14 protein-coding genes are annotated in these 18372 nt (G+C 69.7%); 10 read left to right on the top strand and 4 right to left on the bottom strand.

What is annotated here, in order from left to right:
* The first annotated feature begins 36 nt into the window (after positions 1 to 36).
* Genes otsB through otsA form a run of 3 tightly spaced genes read left to right on the top strand, consistent with a single transcriptional unit; the run spans position 37 to position 3982 of the window.
* Positions 37 to 783 (top strand): trehalose-phosphatase, encoded by a 747-nt coding sequence (gene otsB / locus AB7E83_RS07600; RefSeq protein ID WP_428567309.1) that lies wholly within the window; start codon positions 37 to 39, stop codon positions 781 to 783.
* Positions 780 to 2573, top strand: a complete 1794-nt coding sequence (locus tag AB7E83_RS07595) for a glycoside hydrolase family 15 protein (RefSeq protein WP_428567307.1) — start codon at positions 780 to 782, stop codon at positions 2571 to 2573. The genes otsB and AB7E83_RS07595 overlap by 4 nt, the downstream gene beginning before the upstream one ends.
* Entirely contained in the window at positions 2570 to 3982 is a 1413-nt protein-coding gene (gene otsA, locus AB7E83_RS07590; protein WP_428567305.1) for an alpha,alpha-trehalose-phosphate synthase (UDP-forming), read from the top strand. Before AB7E83_RS07595 ends, otsA begins: the two co-directional genes overlap by 4 nt.
* 18 nt (positions 3983 to 4000) lie before the next feature.
* Here the strand turns inward: otsA and AB7E83_RS07585 are convergent, their stop codons facing one another.
* Together AB7E83_RS07585 and AB7E83_RS07580 are read right to left on the bottom strand one after the other, a co-directional pair.
* Entirely contained in the window at positions 4001 to 4291 is a 291-nt protein-coding gene (locus tag AB7E83_RS07585; RefSeq protein WP_428567302.1) for a hypothetical protein, read from the bottom strand.
* A 32-nt stretch (positions 4292 to 4323) separates the two neighbouring features.
* On the bottom strand, positions 4324 to 5334 hold the full coding sequence (locus AB7E83_RS07580; protein WP_428567299.1) for a fumarylacetoacetate hydrolase family protein: 1011 nt from the start codon (positions 5332 to 5334) through the stop codon (positions 4324 to 4326).
* A 54-nt stretch (positions 5335 to 5388) separates the two neighbouring features.
* Here AB7E83_RS07580 and AB7E83_RS07575 point away from each other — a divergent pair, with 54 nt between their 5' ends.
* The 5 genes from AB7E83_RS07575 to AB7E83_RS07555 all read left to right on the top strand — a co-directional run bounded on the left by AB7E83_RS07575 (position 5389) and on the right by AB7E83_RS07555 (position 9563).
* The gene (locus AB7E83_RS07575; protein WP_428567296.1) at positions 5389 to 6183 is read left to right on the top strand and encodes an IclR family transcriptional regulator; all 795 of its coding nucleotides are present in this window, start codon (positions 5389 to 5391) and stop codon (positions 6181 to 6183) included.
* Positions 6180 to 7298, top strand: a complete 1119-nt coding sequence (locus AB7E83_RS07570; RefSeq protein ID WP_428567293.1) for a DUF3108 domain-containing protein — start codon at positions 6180 to 6182, stop codon at positions 7296 to 7298. The genes AB7E83_RS07575 and AB7E83_RS07570 overlap by 4 nt, the downstream gene beginning before the upstream one ends.
* A gap of 117 nt (positions 7299 to 7415) precedes the next feature.
* Positions 7416 to 7688 carry a BTH_I0359 family protein gene (locus AB7E83_RS07565; RefSeq protein WP_428567290.1) on the top strand — a complete coding sequence of 91 codons (273 nt, stop codon included), beginning with the start codon at positions 7416 to 7418 and terminating at the stop codon, positions 7686 to 7688.
* Positions 7689 to 7758: 70 nt separating this feature from the next.
* On the top strand, positions 7759 to 8484 hold the full coding sequence (locus AB7E83_RS07560) for a ChaN family lipoprotein (protein ID WP_428567287.1): 726 nt from the start codon (positions 7759 to 7761) through the stop codon (positions 8482 to 8484).
* Positions 8481 to 9563 carry a hypothetical protein gene (locus AB7E83_RS07555; protein ID WP_428567284.1) on the top strand — a complete coding sequence of 361 codons (1083 nt, stop codon included), beginning with the start codon at positions 8481 to 8483 and terminating at the stop codon, positions 9561 to 9563. Before AB7E83_RS07560 ends, AB7E83_RS07555 begins: the two co-directional genes overlap by 4 nt.
* A gap of 14 nt (positions 9564 to 9577) precedes the next feature.
* Here AB7E83_RS07555 and AB7E83_RS07550 read toward each other — a convergent pair whose 3' ends face one another.
* Positions 9578 to 10912 (bottom strand): aminotransferase class III-fold pyridoxal phosphate-dependent enzyme, encoded by a 1335-nt coding sequence (locus tag AB7E83_RS07550; RefSeq protein ID WP_428567281.1) that lies wholly within the window; start codon positions 10910 to 10912, stop codon positions 9578 to 9580.
* 75 nt (positions 10913 to 10987) lie between these two features.
* Between AB7E83_RS07550 and purU the strand changes: the two genes are divergently transcribed.
* On the top strand, positions 10988 to 11836 hold the full coding sequence (gene purU, locus AB7E83_RS07545; RefSeq protein WP_428567277.1) for a formyltetrahydrofolate deformylase: 849 nt from the start codon (positions 10988 to 10990) through the stop codon (positions 11834 to 11836).
* 13 nt (positions 11837 to 11849) lie between these two features.
* Positions 11850 to 13343 carry an FAD-linked oxidase C-terminal domain-containing protein gene (locus AB7E83_RS07540; protein WP_428567275.1) on the top strand — a complete coding sequence of 498 codons (1494 nt, stop codon included), beginning with the start codon at positions 11850 to 11852 and terminating at the stop codon, positions 13341 to 13343.
* Between the two features lie 70 nt (positions 13344 to 13413).
* Here the strand turns inward: AB7E83_RS07540 and AB7E83_RS07535 are convergent, their stop codons facing one another.
* On the bottom strand, positions 13414 to 18282 hold the full coding sequence (locus tag AB7E83_RS07535) for a beta strand repeat-containing protein (protein ID WP_428567272.1): 4869 nt from the start codon (positions 18280 to 18282) through the stop codon (positions 13414 to 13416).
* Between the last annotated feature and the right edge of the window lie 90 nt (positions 18283 to 18372).

Genomic DNA, 18372 nt, shown 5'->3' with positions numbered 1-18372 from the left:
GTTCGGCCAGCCGCGGTTTTGGTAGTGTCGGGCGGCATGACTTTCGCGGACATTCTCCAGCCATCGAGCGCCCTTTTCCTCGACTTCGACGGAACGATGGTGGACATCGCACCGCAGCCGCATGCGGTGCAGGTCCCGCAGCCGCTCATCGCCTGGCTGCGGTGGAGCCACGACTATCTGGGCGGCGCGGTCGCGGTGATCTCGGGGCGGCAGATCGAGCAGATCGACGATTTCCTGTCGCCCCTGCGGCTGCCGGTGGCCGGCGTGCATGGGGCGGAGCGGCGGCGCACGGACGGTGAACTGGTGCTGCTGACCACGCATCCGCTCGAGCCGGTCGAGCAGGCGGCCGCGCGGCTGGCAGCCGAACATCCGGGCCTGCTGGTCGAGAACAAGGGCAGCTCCGTCGCCTTGCACTACCGCCAGGCGCCGCACCTCGAGGCGCTGTGCATCGACGCGATGCAGGCCGCGGTCGAGTCGATGCCCGGACTCACCCTGCTGCGCGGCAAGATGGTCGTGGAGGCCAAGCCCGGCGGCGCGAGCAAGGGCCGCGCAATCGAAGCCTTCATGCAGGAGCCGCCATTCGCCGGCCGGCTGCCGATCTTCATCGGCGACGACGTCACCGACGAAGTGGGCTTCTCCACCGTGCAGGACGCTGGCGGAATCGGCATCAAGATCGGCGACGGACCCAGCGTGGCCTGGCGGCGCCTCGCCGACCCCGCGGCGCTGCGGCAGGAATTCGAAGCGGCGCACGCCGCCAAAACAGCGAAGGCTTCCCCCACATGACCCAGAACCCTCCGTCCTCACTGAACCTCGGCGTGATCGGCAACTGCGCGTACAGCGCCCTCGTCGACGAGCGGGGCCGCGTCGTGTGGTCCTGCCTGCCCCGGTTCGACGGCGACCCGGTCTTCAACGGCCTGCTCGACCCGAGCGAGAACGGGAGCTTCTGGGCATTCGAGCTGGAGGATTTCGCGCGCAGCGAGCAGGCCTACGAGCCCAACACCGCGGTGCTGCGCACGCGCCTGTACGACTCGCGCGGCCAGGGCGTGGAGATCGTCGACTTCGCGCCGCGCTTCACGAGCCGCGGGCGCATGTTCCGCCCGCTCACGATGGTGCGACGCGTGAGCGTCATTTCCGGCTCGCCGCGCATGCGCGTGCTGCTGCGTCCGCGCTTCGACTGGGGCCGCTTCGTCCCCGCGGTCACGCAGGGCAGCACGCACATCCGCTTCGTCGGGCCGGGCGCGACGCTGCGCGTGAACACCGACGCGCCGATCTCCTATGTGCTGGCGGAAACCTTTTTTCTCGTCGACCGGCCGCTCAACTTCATCATGGGGCCGGACGAGACGCTCGCCACCGGCATCGAGGACACGGCGCGCCTGTTCGAGCAGGAAACGATCGCGTACTGGCGCGGCTGGACGCGCGCGCTGTCGCTGCCGCTCGAATGGCAGGAGGCCGTGATCCGCGCCGCCATCACGCTGAAGCTGTCGCTCTACGAGGACACCGGCGCGATCATCGCGGCGATGACCACGAGCATTCCCGAGGCGCCGCACAGCGGCCGCAACTGGGACTATCGCTTCTGCTGGCTGCGCGATGCATTCTTCGTCGTGCGCGCGCTCAACAGCATCTCGGAAGTGGCGACGATGGAGGAATACCTCCGCTGGCTGATGAACATCGTCGTGCGCTCCGGCGGCGGGCACATCCAGCCGCTCTACGGGATCGGCTCCGAGGAGACGCTCACCGAGTCCATCCTCGAACACCTGCCCGGCTACCGCGGCATGGGCCCGGTCCGCATGGGCAACCAGGCGCAGGAGCACTTCCAGCACGACGTCTACGGCAACATCATCCTCGCGTCCGCGCAGGCGTTCCACGACCACCGCCTCTTCAAGCGCGCGACGCTCGCGGAGTTCCAGTACCTCGAGGCCGTGGGCGAGCAGGCCTTCCGCGTCTACGACACGCCGGACGCGGGCATGTGGGAGCTGCGCACGCGCGCGCGCATCCATACTTCGTCGGCGCTCATGAGCTGGACGGCCTGCGACCGGCTCGCGAAGGCCGCCGCCGCGCTGCGCCGGCCCGATCGCATCCGCTACTGGCGCGAGCGCGCCGACACGATCCGCGCGCGCATCCTCAAGGAATCGTGGAGCGAGGAGCGGCAGGCATTCGCGGAAAGCTTCGGCGGTCGCGATCTCGACGCCAGCGTGCTGCTCATGGCCGAAGTGAACCTGATCGACCCCAACGATTCGCGCTTCGTCTCGACCGTCGAGGCGCTGGAAAAGTCGCTGTGCGACGGGCCGTACATGCGTCGCTACGAGGCGCCCGACGACTTCGGCAAGCCCGAGACCGCGTTCAACATCTGCACCTTCTGGCGCATCGACGCGCTCGCGCGCATCGGCCGCAAGGCGCAGGCGCGCGAGATCTTCGAGACGATGCTCGCGAGCCGCAACCACGTCGGCATCTTCTCGGAAGACACGCACCCCGTCACGGGCGAGATGTGGGGCAACTATCCGCAGACCTACTCGATGGTGGGCACGATCAATGCCGCGGTGCGCCTGTCGGCGAACTGGGACACGGTGATTTGAGCTCGCGGCTCGTCGTCGTCTCCAACCGCGTCGCCGATCCCCGCAAGACCGCCGCGGGAGGCCTGGCCGTGGCGCTCGCCGACGTACTCAAGAACACGGGCGGCATGTGGTTCGGCTGGAGCGGCAAGATCGTCGAGGGCGGCGCGCCGGGCGAGGGCGAACTTCGCACGCAGCAGGCCGGTCCCGTGAAGCTCGCCACCGTGGACCTGTCGCGCGAGGATCACGACGCGTACTACCTCGGCTACTCCAACGGCGTGCTGTGGCCCGTGTTCCACTACCGGCTCGACCTCGCCGATTTCGACACGGGCTACATCGCCGGGTACCGGCGCGTGAACCAGCTGTTCGCGCGCAAGCTGCAGGCGCTGCTCAAGCCGGACGACATCGTCTGGGTCCACGACTACCACCTGATCCCGCTCGCCGCGGAGCTGCGCGCGCTGGGCTGCAACCACCGCATCGGCTTCTTCCTGCACATCCCTCTGCCGCCGCCGCTGATGCTCGCGGCCATCCCCGGGCACGACTGGCTGATTCGCGCGCTCTTCGCGTACGACCTCGTGGGCTTCCAGAGCAACGCCGACTTCGGCCACTTCGCGCGCTACGTCGAATCGGAGGCGCATGCGGTTCCCGTGGACGAGGGGCGCTGGCGCGCGTTCGGCCGCACCGTGCAGGCCGGCGCCTTCCCGATCGGCCTCGACGTCGAGGAATTCACCCTGCTCACGCATGCGCCCGAGGCGCGCGAGATGCACGAGCGCATGAAGCGCGAATACTCGCGGCGCAGGCTGCTCGTGGGCGTGGACCGCCTCGACTATTCCAAGGGCCTGCCGCAGCGGCTGCGCGCTTTTCGCGAGCTGCTCACGAAGTTCCCCGAATCGCGCAGCACCGCCACGCTGGTGCAGATCGCCTCGCCCTCGCGCGAGGATGTCGATGCCTACACCGACATCCTGCACGAGCTGGAAAGCCTGTGCGGCTCCATCAACGGCAATTTCGGCGACCTCGACTGGATGCCGGTGCGCTACATCCACCGGACGGTGGCCCGCGCGCGCCTGCCCGGGCTGTATCGCGCGAGCCGCGTGGGGCTCGTCACGCCGCTGCGCGACGGCATGAACCTCGTGGCGAAGGAGTATCTCGTCGCGCAGAACCCGGAGGACCCCGGCGTGCTCGTGCTCTCGCGCTTCGCGGGCGCGGCGGAGCAGCTGCGCGAGGCGCTGCTGGTGAATCCGTACGACGTCGAAGGCACTGCTGCCGCGATCCAGCTCGCGCTCGCGATGCCCCTGGAGGAACGGCGCGAGCGGCACGAGCTGCTGATGCGCGCCCTGCGGCAGCACGACGTGCACTGGTGGTGCGATGGCTTCCTCGCTGCGCTGGGCAAGACGATGGCGGAGGAAAAGGGAACGCCGTGGCTACGGCTGTGAGCGGCGGTCGACAGGCGCCTAGCGCGAATCCTTCTGCGTATCGATCAGCGAACCCGGCACCGTGAACGGTTCCCAGCTCGGCGGCAGGCCCTCGATTTCCAGCCGGATCTTATGCTCGGCGGCCGTGAGGGCCTGGGCCTCCTCGGGATAGATGCTGCTGCTGACGTCCGAGGGCGACTGCGTGCGCCATGTGCCGCGCGGCCGGGCGATGCACGCCTGCCCGTAGCCGATGAAGCCCCCGCGAACGGATGCCGTGTACGCGGCGACGTAATAGCCCCGGTACGGTCCGCTGATCCTGTGCGTTTGCATCCGGCGATCTTACGATTGCCGGCGTCGCACCTTCAAGTTCTCAAACTTGAAACAGTTTGTTCGATGGCGCCGAAAACGCTCTGGCCGTCGCGGCCCTTGGCCTCGATGCGGATCGTGTCGCCGAACTTCATGTACCCGGTCGCGGGCTTCCCGTCGAGAATGGTCTCGATCGCGCGCTTCTCGGCGATGCATGAATAGCCCCGGACCCAGTCCTTGCGGCCATCCTTCTCGACCGCACGATTGCTGACGGTGCCGCTGCCCACGATGGAACCGGCCCGCACGTTGCGTGTCTTGCAGAGGTGAGCGATCAATTGCCCGAAGTGGAAGGTCATTTCCTGCCCCGCGTCGCACATGCCGACGGTGCGGCCATTCCACTGGCTCTGCACCGTGAGGCCGAGCTTGCCGCCCACCCACGCGCCCGCGCATTCGTCGGTCGTGACGGCGACCGGGCTGAAGGCGGTGGCCGGCTTGCTCTGGACGAAGCCGAAATTCTTGGCGAGCTCGTCCGGGATCAGGTTACGCAGGCTCCAGTCGTTGGCGAGCATCAGCAGGCGCACGCCATCGAGCGCCTGCTCGGGGGTGCAGCCCATCGGCACGTCGCCCGTGACCACGGCCACTTCGGCCTCGAAGTCGATGCCCCAGGCCTCGTCGCCGAACACAGCCTCGTCGCACGGACCCAGAAGGTCGTCGCTGCCGCCCTGGTACATCAGCGGCTCGGTGTAGTAGTTGGCCGGCACCTCGGAGTTTCGCGCCAGCCGCACGAGCTCCACATGGTTGATGTACGCGGAGCCGTCGGCCCACTGGTACGCACGGGGCAGGGGCGCCATGCACTGCTTCGGGTCGAAGGGAAAGGCGTGGCGCGCCTTGCCGCCGTTGAGTGTTTCGTAGAGGTCCTGGAGCTGGGGCGAGATGAAGCCCCAGTCGTCGAGCGCCTGCTGCATTCGCGCGGCGACGCCGGTCGCATAATGGGCCGTCGAGAGGTCGCGCGACACCACCACGAGCTGGCCGTCGCGCGATCCGTCCTTGTACGTCGCAAGCTTCATCGGATTGTCCATCGCGTCGTGCGGCGCGCTCGCGCGCACGTTACGCTTGGTGAAATGAATTTACCTAATCGTAATTCTACGCGCGCCGGCATCCAGTCGGTCGAGGTGGGGTTCGCCCTCCTCGCCGCGCTGGGGGAGGCGCCGGGGCCGCTGATGCTGAAGGACCTCGCCCGCGCCGCCGGCATGAGCGGCGCGAAGGCGCATCGCTATCTCGTGAGCTTCCAGCGCCTGCGGCTCGTGGTGCAAGACCTCGCGTCGACCCGCTACGACCTCGGCCCGGCGGCGCTGAAGCTGGGTCTCGCCTCGCTCGAACGGCTCGACGCGGTGAAGCTCGCGCGGGAACGCGCGGCGGCGCTGGTCGAGGCGATGGGACACACGGTCGCCCTCGCGGTGTGGGGCAATCGCGGGCCGACCATCGTTCACTGGGAGGAGTCGCCGGGCGCGGTCACCGTGAACCTGCGCCTGGGGGACGTGATGCCGTTGCTTTCGTCCGCCACGGGCCGGTGCTTCGCGGCGTACGCGCCCCAGGAGGCGATCGCGCCCATGGTCGCCGAAGAACTCGAGAGCGCCCGCAAGCAGAGGCGTGCCGACGTGCCGAGGACGCAGGCCCAGGTGCGCGAACTGCTGAGGGACGTGCGCGAGCGGCGCGCGGCGCGCGTCGTCGATACGCTGCTGCCCGGCATCGTCGGCTTCTGCGTGCCCGTGTTCGACGCCGATGCGCACATGGCGCTCGGCGTGGTGGCGCTCGGGCCCTCGGGCGCCTTCGATTCTTCGTGGGGCGGCGCGGTGGAGCGGCCGCTGCAGGCCGCCGCCCGGCAGTTGTCCGCCGACCTGGGTTTTCGCGGATGACGCCGTGGAAAGTCATTCCGCCGGCGCGGCTCGCCGCGATTGCCGCGGCGGTCGCGACAGCGCACGTCGCGTTGCTCGCGGTCGAGCCGGCGTCGTTCAAGCCGCCGGAGCTCAAGGGCACGCAGGCTTTCGTCACGCGGCGAATCGAGCCGCCCGCGGCGCCGACCGTGGCTGCGCCCGCCCCGGCGCCCGCGCCGCGTGCGGCGGCGCGGCGCTCGTCTGCACCGTCTGCACCGTCTGCACCGCCCGCACCGCCGCCGCCCGCCGAGGCCGCGCCTTCCCTCGCGCCGTCCCCTTCGCCGGAGGCGACGCAAGTGGAGGCTTCCGAGCCTGCCCCGCGTATCGCGCAATCCGAAACGGATGTCGGCGCTGCCCTCGATTCGCAGGCGGCGGCGACACCACCCGCTCCTCCGCCCGCCCCCCCGCCCGAGCCGGCAAGCCCCGCCCCGGGCCCGGAAGCCGCGCCGACGCGCACCATCGCGATTCCTGCGCCCGCGAAGATCCGCTACGACGTCGTCCTCAACACGCATGGCCTCTCGCTGCAGTCGCAGGCCGAACTCGCCTGGCGGCACGACGGCCGCCGCTACGAAGCCCGGCTCGAAGTCGGAGGCGGCATCTTCCCGACGCGCGTGCAGCAAAGCACGGGCCTCATCACGCCCGACGGGCTCGCGCCCCTGCGCTTCTCGGAGAAGACGCGCAACGAAACGGCCACGCATTTCGATCGGGACAAGGGCCGGCTGGTCTTCAGCAACAACCGCCCCGAGTCGCCGCTGCTCGCGGGAATGCAGGACCGCCTGAGCGTGATCGTGCAGCTCTCCGCGCTGATCGGCGCGGCGCCGCAGGACTATCCCGTGGGCACGCAAATCGTGCTGCCCACCGCCGGCACGCGCGACGCCGACACTTGGACCTTCCATGTGGAGCGCGAGGAAGAATCGGATCTGCCCGGCGGAAAGGTGCCCACGCTCAAGCTGCAGCGGCTGCCCCGCAAGGAGTTCGACGTGAAGGTCGAACTGTGGCTCGCCCCCGGCATGGATTACGCCCCCGTGCGCCTGCGTCTTACAAATCCCAACGGCGATTGGGTCGACCAGCGCTGGGTAGCCACCGACAGGGGCTAGGCGGCGCGCTGTCTAACCTGCAAGGCATGGGAAGAACACGTCTTCCCGCCGTTTACCCGGAGCACCTTGAAACGGGTCGGAACGTTGCCAACTACAGGGAACAAAGGAACAGCGACAATGCAAATGCTCTATGACTCCGACTCGTTCGTCGTGGTGCACCTGCAGGCCAACCAACCCGACGAAGGCGATGCGCTTCCGTCCCTGGTGCGGCACGGGTTCGAGATCGTCGACAAGCGCTCGAACAAGGAGGTGTACCTGGACGGGTCCTGGGCCGAGGCCTTCCAGCGCCAGATCAATGCCTGGCAGCTCAACACCCCGACGCAGGAAGAGGTCGAGGCGACGCTCGACGGCTACGCCGAACTGGCGCAGAACCCGCTCGTGGTTCACTGAGCGGCGCCCACGCGGCCCGAAACCCGCCTCCGGCGGGTTTTTTCGTTTTCGTTGGACGTACAGTTGCCGCATGCGCGCGGTACTTCTCGCTTCCTGCCTCCTTGCCGGCTGTGCCGTCCTGCCACCCGCGGCCGAGGCGCCCTCTGTGCTGATGATGGGCGAGCAGCACGATTCGTCCGAACACCACCGTCTCCACGAGCAGGTGATTGCCCGCCTCGCGGATGCCGATCAGCTGGCCGCGGTCGTGCTCGAGATGGCGGAACAGGGAAGCTCATCCGTGGGTCTCGACCGCGCAGCGGATGAGTCGAAGGTCAGGCAGTCGCTTTCCTGGAAGGACTGGCCCTGGGAGGCCTATGGTCCGGCCGTGATGGCGGCCGTGCGAGCGGGCGTATCGGTAATCGGCGCCAACCTTCGCCGCGACGAGTTGCGCACCGTCATGCGCGACCAGACCCTCGATTCGCTGCTGCCGCCCGCCGCGCTCGACGCGCAGCGCAGGAACGTGCGCGACGGCCATTGCGGCCTGCTGCCCGAGGCGCAGATCGGGCCGATGACGCGCGTGCAGATCGCGCGCGACCGCTCCATGGCGCGTGCGGTCGCCGACGCCGTGCGGCCGGGCAAGACGGTGGTGCTTCTCGCGGGCGCGCGGCACGTCGAGCCGATCGGGGTGCCCCATCACCTGCCGCGCGCCCTGCAAGCGCGCGCCAAGGCCGAGATCCTGCCGGCTACCGAAACGGGCAAGGACTACTGCGCCGAAATGCGCAGGCAGCTGCCTGCACCGAGGACGCCCGAGCGATGAGCGACACGCTGCCCGCCGCGCGCGGGATCGTCAACGTGGCCGAGATCAACCCATATGCGCCGCGGCCCTTCACCTTCACAGAAGCGGCGGTATGCCTGCGCGACGCGATCCGCGCGGCGGGCTACGACAGCGAGATCCACGTCAACCGGGCCGACACGTCGCAGCGCTGCATCGTGCTCGGCGCGCTGCCGCCGCACCTGCCGGCGGTGGAGCAGCTCGACGCGAAGCGCGCGGCCATCTACAACCTCGAGCAGCTCGCGAGCGATTCGCCCCTGGTGCGCGACCAGTACAAGCCCTGGCTGCGCAACTGGCTCGTGGCCGACTACCACCAGGCCAACCTCGAGGTGCTGGCGCGCGAGAGCGGCGGCGCGCAGCGCGCGCTGGAGCTGCCGCTCGTGCCCGGCCCGGGCGTCGCATGGCGGCCGGACCTGCCGCATGAGCCCGTGGTCGACGTGCTGTTCTTCGGCACCGCCAGCCCGCGCCGCGACGCCCTGCTCGATCGGGTTCGCGCGGCGGGCATGACGGTGGAGGTCGTGGCGGGCGCCTTCGGCGAGGAACTCGCGCCGGCGCTGAAGCGCGCCAGGCTCGTGCTGCACGTGCATTTCTACGAGACGGGCCTGTTTCCCATCGCGCGCTTCCTGCAGCCCGTGGCGCAGGGCCTGCCCATCGTGTGCGAGGACTCGGTGTTCTCCACCCTGAGCGACTGGTCGGCCTCGGGCATCGTGTTCGCGCCCTACGACGGGCTCGTCGACGCCTGCGCATCGCTGATTCGCTCCGGGGAGGAGCGTGCCGAGCGCGCGCGCCGCAATCGCGAATTCGCCGCGGCCATCGATTTCCGCACGCCCTTCGAGCGCCTGCTGCGCACGCTCGAAGGCACGCCGGACGCGGCGGAGCTCACCAACTTCGAGATCGAGGCGATGCTCGCGCAGGACGCGACCGAACTGCCGCCCGAGGCGCACCTGCCGCCGCCGCCCCTGAAGATGGTGGAGCGCACGCCGGGGCAGGGGCGCTACGGGGTGCTGATCGTCGTGCTGCTGCTGCTCTTCAGCATCTGGACAATCTGGCGCGCCACGGGCTGACGGGCTTCACTCCCTCACGCGTGGCGCTTGACCGAATCGGCCAGCGTGTTCACCAGCGTGTCGATGTGCGACTTCTCCACGATGTAGGGCGGCGCGATGACGAGCACATCGCCCGCCGGCCGCACGAGCGCGCCGCGCTTATAGCAGTCCACGAAGATGTCGTAGGCGCGCTTGCCGGGCGAGCCCGCGATTGGCGCGAGCTCCACCGCGGCGGCGAGGCCGAGGCTGCGGATGCCGATCACGTTGGGCAGGCCCTTGAACGTGCCGTGGAACGCATCGCCCAGCACCTTGCCCATCTCGCCGGCGCGCGCGTAGAGGTTCTCCTGCCGGCACAGATCGAGCGTCGCGATGGCCGCGGCGCACGCGACGGGGTGGCCCGAATACGTGTAGCCGTGGAAAAACTCCACCACGTGCTCCGGCGCGTCGGTCTTCATCATCGCGTCGTACAACTTGTCGCGGCAGATCACGCCGCCCAGCGGAATCACGCCGTTGGTGACGCACTTCGCGAACGTCAGCATGTCGGGCACGACGCCGTAGAAGTCGGCGGCGAAGTTCGTGCCGAGGCGGCCGAAGCCCGTGATGACCTCGTCGAAGATCAGCAGGATGCCGTGCCTGTCGCAGATCTCGCGCAGGCGCTTCAGGTAGCCCTGGGGCGGGATGTACCAGCCGGCCGAACCCGCGACCGGCTCCACGATCACCGCGGCCACGTTGCTCGCATCGTGCAGCGGCAGGATGCGCTGCTCGAGTTCGAGCAGCGGGTCGTCCTGCCACACCGGCTCTTCGCCGTGGATGTACGCATGGTTCACCGGGTCGTGGATGAAGCGCATGTGATCGACGCGCGGCATCATGGCCGCGCCGTACACCTTGCGGTTCGACGGAATGCCGCCCACGCTCATGCCGCCCAGGCCCACGCCGTGGTAGCCGCGCTCGCGGCCGATGAACACGTTCCGGTGGCCTTCGCCGCGCGCGCGGTGATACGCGAGCGCGACCTTGATCGCGGTGTCCGCCGCCTCGGAGCCCGAGTTGCAGAACAGCACCTTGTTCAGGTCGCCGGGGGCCATGCCTGCGATCTTCTCCGCGGCCAGGAAGGCCTGGTCGTTCGACGCCTGGAACGCGGTGGCGTAGTCGAGCGTGTCGAGCTGCTTCTTGATCGCCTCGTTGATCGGCTTGCGGTTGTGGCCGGCGCCCACGCACCAGAGGCTGGAGATGCCGTCGATGACCTGCCGGCCATCGTGCGTGGTGAAGTGCATGCCGTCGGCGCCGACGAACACGCGCGGGTCCTTGCGGAAGCCGCGATTGGGCGTGAACGGCAGCCAGTGGCTGTCCATGTTGAAGTCTTTGTAGGCCATGACGTTTCTCCAGTGGCGAAGGGACATTCTGGCACCGGGGCGGCGCGAGCGCACTCCTGCGACAATTCCCCCAGCATGAACAACGCCTACATCCTCACCCTCTCGTGCCCCGACCGACCGGGGATCGTGCATGCCGTCTCGGGCTTCCTGTACGAGCGGGGCGGCAATATCGAGGAGGCGGCGCAGTACAACGACCACGGCACGGGCCTGTTCTTCATGCGCGTGCGCTTCGCATGCGACCAGCTCACCGCCGACGACCTGCAGGCGCAGCTGAAATTCTTCGCCGAGCCCCTGCAGATGCAGTGGAAGCTGCATCCGGCCAACCAGCCGATGCGCACGGTGATCTTCGTGAGCAAGGAAGGCCATTGCCTGAACGACCTCCTGTTCCGCTGGAAGAGCGGGCTGCTGCCGCTCGACATCCGCGCGATCGTGTCGAACCACCGCGAGTTCTACCAGCTCGCGGCGAGCTACAACGTGCCGTTCCACCACCTGCCGATGACGGCCGCGACCAAGGCGCAGGTCGAGGCGAAGCAATACGAGATCGTGCAGTCCGAGGATGCCGAGCTCGTGGTGCTGGCGCGCTACATGCAGATCCTGTCGGACGACATGTGCCGCAAGCTCTCGGGCCGCGCCATCAACATCCATCACAGCTTCCTGCCCAGCTTCAAGGGCGCGAAGCCCTACTACCAGGCGCATGACCGCGGCGTGAAGCTGATCGGCGCCACCGCCCACTACGTGACGGCCGACCTCGACGAGGGCCCGATCATCGAGCAGGACGTCGCGCGCGTGGACCACGGCTACACCGTGGAGTCGCTCACCGCCACGGGCCGCGACACCGAGAGCCAGGTGCTCGCGCGCGCGGTGAAGTGGCACAGCGAGCATCGCGTACTTCTCAACGGCCACCGCACGGTGATCTTCAAGTAGCCGCGGGGTCGCGATGAACGCAGCCCTCGACCCGGATCTCTTCGAGCATGCGCAGCGCCAGTCGCAGGTGGTCGCCGCGCTGCAGGACGTGCTGCCGGCACACTGCCTGATCTGGAACCGGGAGGAGACGACCCCCTACGAATGCGACGGCCTCACCGCCTATCGCGAGCGGCCGCTGGTCGTCGCGCTGCCGGAGACCGAGGCGCAGGTGCAGGCCGTGCTGAAGGTCTGCCACGCGCTCGACGTGCCCGTGGTGGCGCGCGGGGCGGGCACCGGCTTGTCGGGCGGGGCGATGCCGCATCGGCTCGGCGTCACGCTCTCGCTCGCGAAGTTCAACCGCATCCTCGAGCTCGACGCCTTCAGCCGCACGGCCGTCGTGCAGTGCGGCGTGCGCAACCTCGCGATCAGCGAGGCCGCCGCGCCCTACGGCCTCTACTACGCGCCCGATCCCTCCAGCCAGATCGCCTGCACCATCGGGGGCAACGTGGCGGAGAACTCGGGCGGCGTCCACTGCCTCAAGTACGGCCTGACGCTGCACAATGTGCTGAAGGTGCGCGGCTTCACCATCGACGGCGAGCCGGTCGAATTCGGCGGCGATGCGCTCGACGCGCCGGGCTACGACCTGCTCGCGGTGATCACCGGCAGCGAAGGCATGCTCGCGGTCACGATCGAGGTCACGGTCAAGCTCGTGCCGAAGCCGCAGCTCGCACGCTGCATCATGGCGAGCTTCGACGACCTGCGCAAAGCCGGCGACGCGGTGGCCGCGGTCATCGCGGCCGGCATCATCCCGGCCGGCCTCGAGATGATGGACAAGCCCATGACGGCGGCGGTCGAGGACTTCGTTCACGCGGGCTACGACGTGACCGCCGCGGCCATCCTGCTGTGCGAGAGCGACGGCACGCCGGAGGAAGTGGAAGAAGAAATCGCGCGCATGAGCGAGGTGCTGCGCACGTCGGGCGCGACGGCGCTCGCCGTGAGCCGCGACGAGCCGGAGCGGCTGAAATTCTGGAGCGGCCGCAAGAACGCATTCCCCGCGTCCGGCCGCATCAGCCCCGACTACATGTGCATGGACTCGACGATTCCGCGCAAGCGCCTGGCCGACATCCTGCTCGCGATCCAGGGCATGGAGACGAAGTACGGCCTGCGCTGCGCCAACGTCTTCCACGCGGGCGACGGCAACCTGCATCCGCTGATCCTGTTCGATGCCAACGACCCCGACCAGCTGCATCGCGCGGAACTGTTCGGCGCCGACATCCTGGAGACGAGCGTCGAGATGGGCGGCACGATCACGGGCGAGCACGGCGTGGGCGTGGAGAAGCTGCAGTCGATGTGCGTGCAGTTCAGCGTGGAGGAGCGCGAGCAGATGGTGGCGCTCAAGCGCGCGTTCGATCCCAAGGGTCTGCTCAATCCGGGCAAGGTGATCCCCACGCTCAACCGCTGCGCGGAGTACGGAAAAATGCTCGTGCGCGGCGGGAAGATCGCGCACCCGGAGCTGGAGAGGTTCTAGGCGAAGCGCTTGCCGCGGCCCGGCCTTCGTCTCGCGCACCGGGCCGCGTCCATCGACACCGGCGGCACGCTCAACGCGTACACGACTCGCCGTTCTGGACGATGTCCGGCTTTGCGCCGCCTTCCTTCTTCTCTTTTTCCTCCACCGCCGCGGCCTGGGTCTTCTCTTCTTTCACCAGCAGCGACACGAAGGTGGTCAGCGTGTTCTGCTGCTCCGTGACGACCTGCTCGACGATGGCGGACGCAACGTTCGGCACGACCTCCTGCAGGCGCTGAGCGGTCGCGCTCGACTGCGGCGAAGGCGTCGGCGCGGCGGTGGGGGCCGGCGTGGGCGCGGAGGTCGCGGGCGGCGGCGTCGGCGCGGGCGTGGCCGTCGGCGCCGGGGTGGGCACCGGAGTCGGTGCCGGAGTCGGTGCCGGAGTCGGTGCCGGGGTCGGTGCCGGGGTCGGTGCCGGCGTCGGCGCGGGTGAAGGCGCCGGTGTGGGCGCAGCCGTCGGCGCGGGCGTCGGTGCCGCCGTCGGCGCGGGCGTGGGCGTCGGCGCGGGTGTCGCGCTCGGCGCGGGCGCAGCCCCCGCGACCATCCGCAACGCGGCCGGCGGCCCCGTGACGAACGAGGTCGTGAACGACGCATTCGTCGGCACGGTTCCCGAGACCGAGCCGGACGCGCTGCGCACCACGTCGAAAACGTCGCCGTTCACATAGGTCGCGCCCACGTTGTTGATGCTCAGCGTCACGCCTGGCGCGAAGCTCACGTTGCCGCTCACGTTGACGATGTCGTAGGCCGACGGCGACGTGAGATGCAGCGCGAACGTGCTGCTGCCGGTGTTCGTCATGCTCGGCGTCACGATGTTCAGCGTGCCGACGGCGCCGGCGGGGCCGGGGGCGATGGTGCCGTTGTTCGTGAGCGCGCCCGTTCCGAGGTCGAGCGTGCCCGAGCCCGCGATGACGCCGGTCGGATTGTTCACGAGGTTCGTGTTGAGGGAGCGCAGCACGGTGCCGCTGCCCGTGGCGAGCGTGCCCGAATTCTGCGAGAACACGCCGTTGGCGAACTGGAGCGTGCCGTTGTCGACCACCACCAGCCCGCCCGGCCCGTTCATGAAGGTGCCGCCGCCGAGGGTGGACGTGCCGAGCACCTGCGACTTGCGCACGATGCCGAAGTTCGTGAAGACGCCGCCCGTGCCGCCGAACACCGTGTTGTCGCCCTGGATGTTGACATGGCTCGTCGACAGGGCGTTCGTCAGAGAGCCGCCGGCGCCGAACGTGAGCGTCGTCGCGCCGGCAATGGTGATCGTGCCGTTGTTGACGAGCCCGCGAGTCAGGTTGACCGTGCCGCTGATGGCGTGGTCGGAGCCGGTGCCCAGGGTGGTCCCGCCGCTGCCGGTCATCGAGCCGCCGGTCCAGATGAGCCGGCCCGTGACCGCGAGCGGGCTGCTGCCGGCGAGCGTGCCGCCCGAAGCCAGGTCCAGTCGCGTGATCGACGAGCCGCCATTGACGTTCAGCGTGCCGCCGTCCACCGTCAAGGGCGTGTTGGCGGTGCTGAACGCGCCCGACAGGCCGAGCGTGCCCGACGACAGCCGGATCGCGTTCGGCGTGCCGGTGACGTTGGTGCCGCCCGGCGCGGCCAGCGCCGCGGTGCCGTTGAACAGGATGTCGCGCCCCGTCTCGAGCGCGATGCCGCCGCTGCCCGCCGTGACGCTGGTCGCCACCGTCAGGTCGTTGCCGGCGCCCTGCGCGCGCAACTGGGTGCCGGTCGCGCCGCTCACCGGGGCCACCACCTGCACCGCGCCCGTCGCGGTGATGGCGACGCCGCCGGTGCTCGCGCTCACGCCCTCGGCGCCGATGCCGACGGCCAGCGGCCCCGTCTGGAAATAATCGACGGACGTGGCGTTCGGCGCGGACAGGCGCGCCACGCTGTTGCTCCCGCTGCCCAGGACGACGGACCCGTTCGTGGCCAGCCGCAGCCCCTGGTTCGTCACGATGCGCGTCGACTCCGTGATGCTGGAGCCGCTCAGCTCGATGGCAATCGGGTCGACCGCCGCCGCATGGCTCAGGCCGGTGAAGCCGTTCACCTCGCTCACGTTGACCGAATTGGCCGACGTGTACTTGAACACGTCGCCGGTCGCGTTGCCGGTGGCCTTGCCCGCGATGACCCCGGTGGGATTCGCCGACGTCAGCACGACACGCGAGCCTTCGGCGTACACCGCCTTGCCCGAAAGATTCGCGCCCGGGGTCTGCGTGAGCGCGCCGCCGGACACCAGCACGATCGAGCCCTGCGCGCCCGTGGCGGCGCCGTCGAACGACACCCCGATGCCGGTCGAGGTGTCGAGCGAACTCGCGATGTTGAGCGCGCCCGCGTTGCGGAACCGGAACTCGCGGTTGAAGGTCGAAACGTCGCCGACGCCCGCGGCGAGGTGGTTCACGGCGTTGGCGGCCGTGTCGAGCGTGGCGCTGCCGACCGACCGCACCGCGAGCTTGTCGGCCGTGATGACGCCCGTGACGCCCTGCGTCACCTGCGCGCCCGAAAGGAGCGACAGCACCGAAACGCCCGCGCCCGGCGCCAGGGGGCCGCCGACGTGGAGGTTGCCCGCATCGCCGGCGCCGAGCTTCAGCAGGGGCGTCGTGCCGACCGTCGCGATTTCGGCCGCCGAGAGCTCGAGCGCCGCCGCCAGGTTGGTCGTGGAGCCGATGTCGACCGCCCGGCCGGCCGTCTTCGGCTTCAGGAACACCATGGACGATCCATTGAGCGAGCCCGCCGCCCCCTGCAGGTCCATGCGGTCGCCCTCGACGATGACGAGCCCGCCCTGGATCGAACCGGCCGGGGTCACCGTGAGCAGGCCGCCGCCGAGCGCGGAGAGGATTGGCTGCCCGGTGCCGGTGTTCAGCGCCGTGTTCAGCGTCAGGTTCTGGCCCGACGCGTTGAACGTGGTGGTGGGCGCGAGATTCGCCCCATCGATCTGCAGCGTGCCGGACGAACTCACGGCCACGGTCGCCGGCCGGCTGCCGGCGCTGCCGATGGTGAGTTTCGCCGTGGTTCCGTTCGGCGCGAGGCCAAGCGGCGAGCCGACGGCGCCGACGGCGCCGGCCACGGCGTTCTGCAGCGTGATCGTGTCCGAGCGCAACTGGCCGCCGCTTTGCGTCAGGCCGCTGGCGGCGTTGACGACGAGCGAGGAATTCGCGCCGGTCTGGACCGTGCCCGAGACGCGGATGTCGCCCGTGTTCTCGGTGATTTCGACGCTGGAGGTCGACGTGGTCGCCTGCGACACCGCGGCCAGGCTCATGCCGCCGATGCGCGCGTTCGTGAGCTTGACCGCGCCGCCCGCGGCGCTCGTCTGCGTCGCCGAAAACGTTCCGACGCTGCTGTTCGCCGCGTTCAGCAGCACCTGGTCCTGGGCCACGGCCACCAGCAGGCTGGCGTTCACGCGGCCCGCGCCGGCCGCCGCAATGGTGCCGCCCGCCGAGGCGAGCGAGACGAGATTGCTGCCCGACGTCTCGACGAGCTGGTTGAGCGTGATGCCCGCGCTGCCGTCGATCTGGACCGCGCCGCCCGCGCCCGACACCCGCTCGTTGACGTTGACGATGCCCGAGACGGGCGATGGCGCCGCCGTGGCGGTGGCCTGGATGAAGATGTCGGCGGCGCTCGCCGTGTTCTGCACGGCGAAGCCGAACCCCAGGTTGTCGAGGTTCATCGGGTTCGCGCCGGCGTGCTTCAGCCGGATCGCGCCCGTGCCGGCGTTCGACGCGCTGAGCCGCGCGGCGTCGATGTTCGCGAAGCTTCCGCCGCCGTTGCCGATGCCGCCCACCGCGCTCAGCTTCACGTCCTTGCCGTAGACGAGGCCCGAAAGCGCCATCGGCGCATTCGAGGTCAGCGTGACGTCGCCGCTCGCATTGGCACCGACCCCGCGCGCATCGATCGGCACGGAACCCAGCGTCATGAACGACGAGCCGTTGGCCGTGAGCGTGATGTTGCCGCCGACGCCCGGCGCGGGCGGCGTGGTCTTGACCTCGCGCACGACCATGTTGCCGCTGGCGCCGCCCGCCGTCAGCGTCACGTTGCCGCCCCCCGAGCGCACGCCGCCGATGTCGATCTTTCCGTTGGTGGTGCCGAAGGCGATGTTGCCCCCTGCCGTGACGATGCGGTCGTTCACGTCGCCGCCGCCGCTGCTCACGGCGAGGATGTCGCGGCCCGCGGCGATGGTGAACGTGTTGCCCGCGCCGACGTTCGCCATGTCGAGCAGGTTGTCCGCGAGGTCCTGCAGCTTCACGTCCTGCGTCGCCTGCAGCGTCACGTTGCCGAAGGTGCCTTCGAGGGCCGATTCGGAAATCGTGAAGTTGCCTGCGCCGCCATCGGCTGCGAGGATCGCGTTGTCGATCAGCTCGAAGTCGCTCGCCCCGCCGCCGCCGTTCGTGATGACGATGTCCTGCGGATCCAGCAGCAGCGTCCCCGCCCGCCCCTTCGGCGCCGACGTATCGACGGTGCCGCGGAAGTACAGCGTGTCCTTGCCCGAGGTCTCGACCCGGCCGCCGTCGCCGCCGCGCGGCCCGCCGCGGGCCCCGATGGCGCCGGCCATGACGGTGCGGCGGTCGGACCACACGACGACGGTACCGCCGTTGCCGGCGTCCGTTGCGTTCGCGCGGATCGCCGCGCCCGGCTCGATGCTCGTGCTGCGTGCGTTCGCAACCCGCACGTCATTTCCCTGCCATCCGCCGCCGACCAGCACCTCGCCGCCACCGGCGGGTCCGCTCGCGTCGAGCGACGCGCCGCCGCGCACGACGACCTCGTCGCCGGTCATGTGAATCGAACCGCCCGCGCTGCCGCGGCCGGCCGCCACCGCGCCGCTCACGTCCAGCGTCGCCGCGGCCTTCAGGACCACCTTGCCGCCATCGAGCGTGACCGCGTTCGCGCTCACCAGTCCGCTGTGCCGCAAGGTGTTCGCGAACACGCCGACCGCGTCGCCGAGCAGCGTGCCGAGGTTGACGGCCCGGTCGCCGGGCGCCTGGAGCAGCAGGCGGATTCCCTCGAGGCCGCGCCC

This window comes from Ramlibacter sp. (genome assembly GCF_050250995.1).
GTDB lineage: Bacteria > Pseudomonadota > Gammaproteobacteria > Burkholderiales > Burkholderiaceae_C > Ramlibacter.
Note: the sequence above shows the minus strand (reverse complement) of the source record. Positions and strands in the feature narration are given on the sequence as shown.

Bases quoted from the DNA above. Each gene is read 5' to 3' on its own strand.
- otsB (WP_428567309.1), top strand. From the start codon at position 37: ATGACTTTCGCGGACATTCTCCAGCCATCGAGCGCCCTTTTCCTCGAC.
- AB7E83_RS07595 (WP_428567307.1), top strand. From the start codon at position 780: ATGACCCAGAACCCTCCGTCCTCACTGAACCTCGGCGTGATCGGCAAC.
- AB7E83_RS07585 (WP_428567302.1), bottom strand. From the start codon at position 4,291: ATGCAAACGCACAGGATCAGCGGACCGTACCGGGGCTATTACGTCGCC.
- AB7E83_RS07580 (WP_428567299.1), bottom strand. From the start codon at position 5,334: ATGAAGCTTGCGACGTACAAGGACGGATCGCGCGACGGCCAGCTCGTG.
- AB7E83_RS07575 (WP_428567296.1), top strand. From the start codon at position 5,389: ATGAATTTACCTAATCGTAATTCTACGCGCGCCGGCATCCAGTCGGTC.
- AB7E83_RS07570 (WP_428567293.1), top strand. From the start codon at position 6,180: ATGACGCCGTGGAAAGTCATTCCGCCGGCGCGGCTCGCCGCGATTGCC.
- AB7E83_RS07565 (WP_428567290.1), top strand. From the start codon at position 7,416: ATGCAAATGCTCTATGACTCCGACTCGTTCGTCGTGGTGCACCTGCAG.
- AB7E83_RS07560 (WP_428567287.1), top strand. From the start codon at position 7,759: ATGCGCGCGGTACTTCTCGCTTCCTGCCTCCTTGCCGGCTGTGCCGTC.
- AB7E83_RS07555 (WP_428567284.1), top strand. From the start codon at position 8,481: ATGAGCGACACGCTGCCCGCCGCGCGCGGGATCGTCAACGTGGCCGAG.
- AB7E83_RS07550 (WP_428567281.1), bottom strand. From the start codon at position 10,912: ATGGCCTACAAAGACTTCAACATGGACAGCCACTGGCTGCCGTTCACG.
- purU (WP_428567277.1), top strand. From the start codon at position 10,988: ATGAACAACGCCTACATCCTCACCCTCTCGTGCCCCGACCGACCGGGG.
- AB7E83_RS07540 (WP_428567275.1), top strand. From the start codon at position 11,850: ATGAACGCAGCCCTCGACCCGGATCTCTTCGAGCATGCGCAGCGCCAG.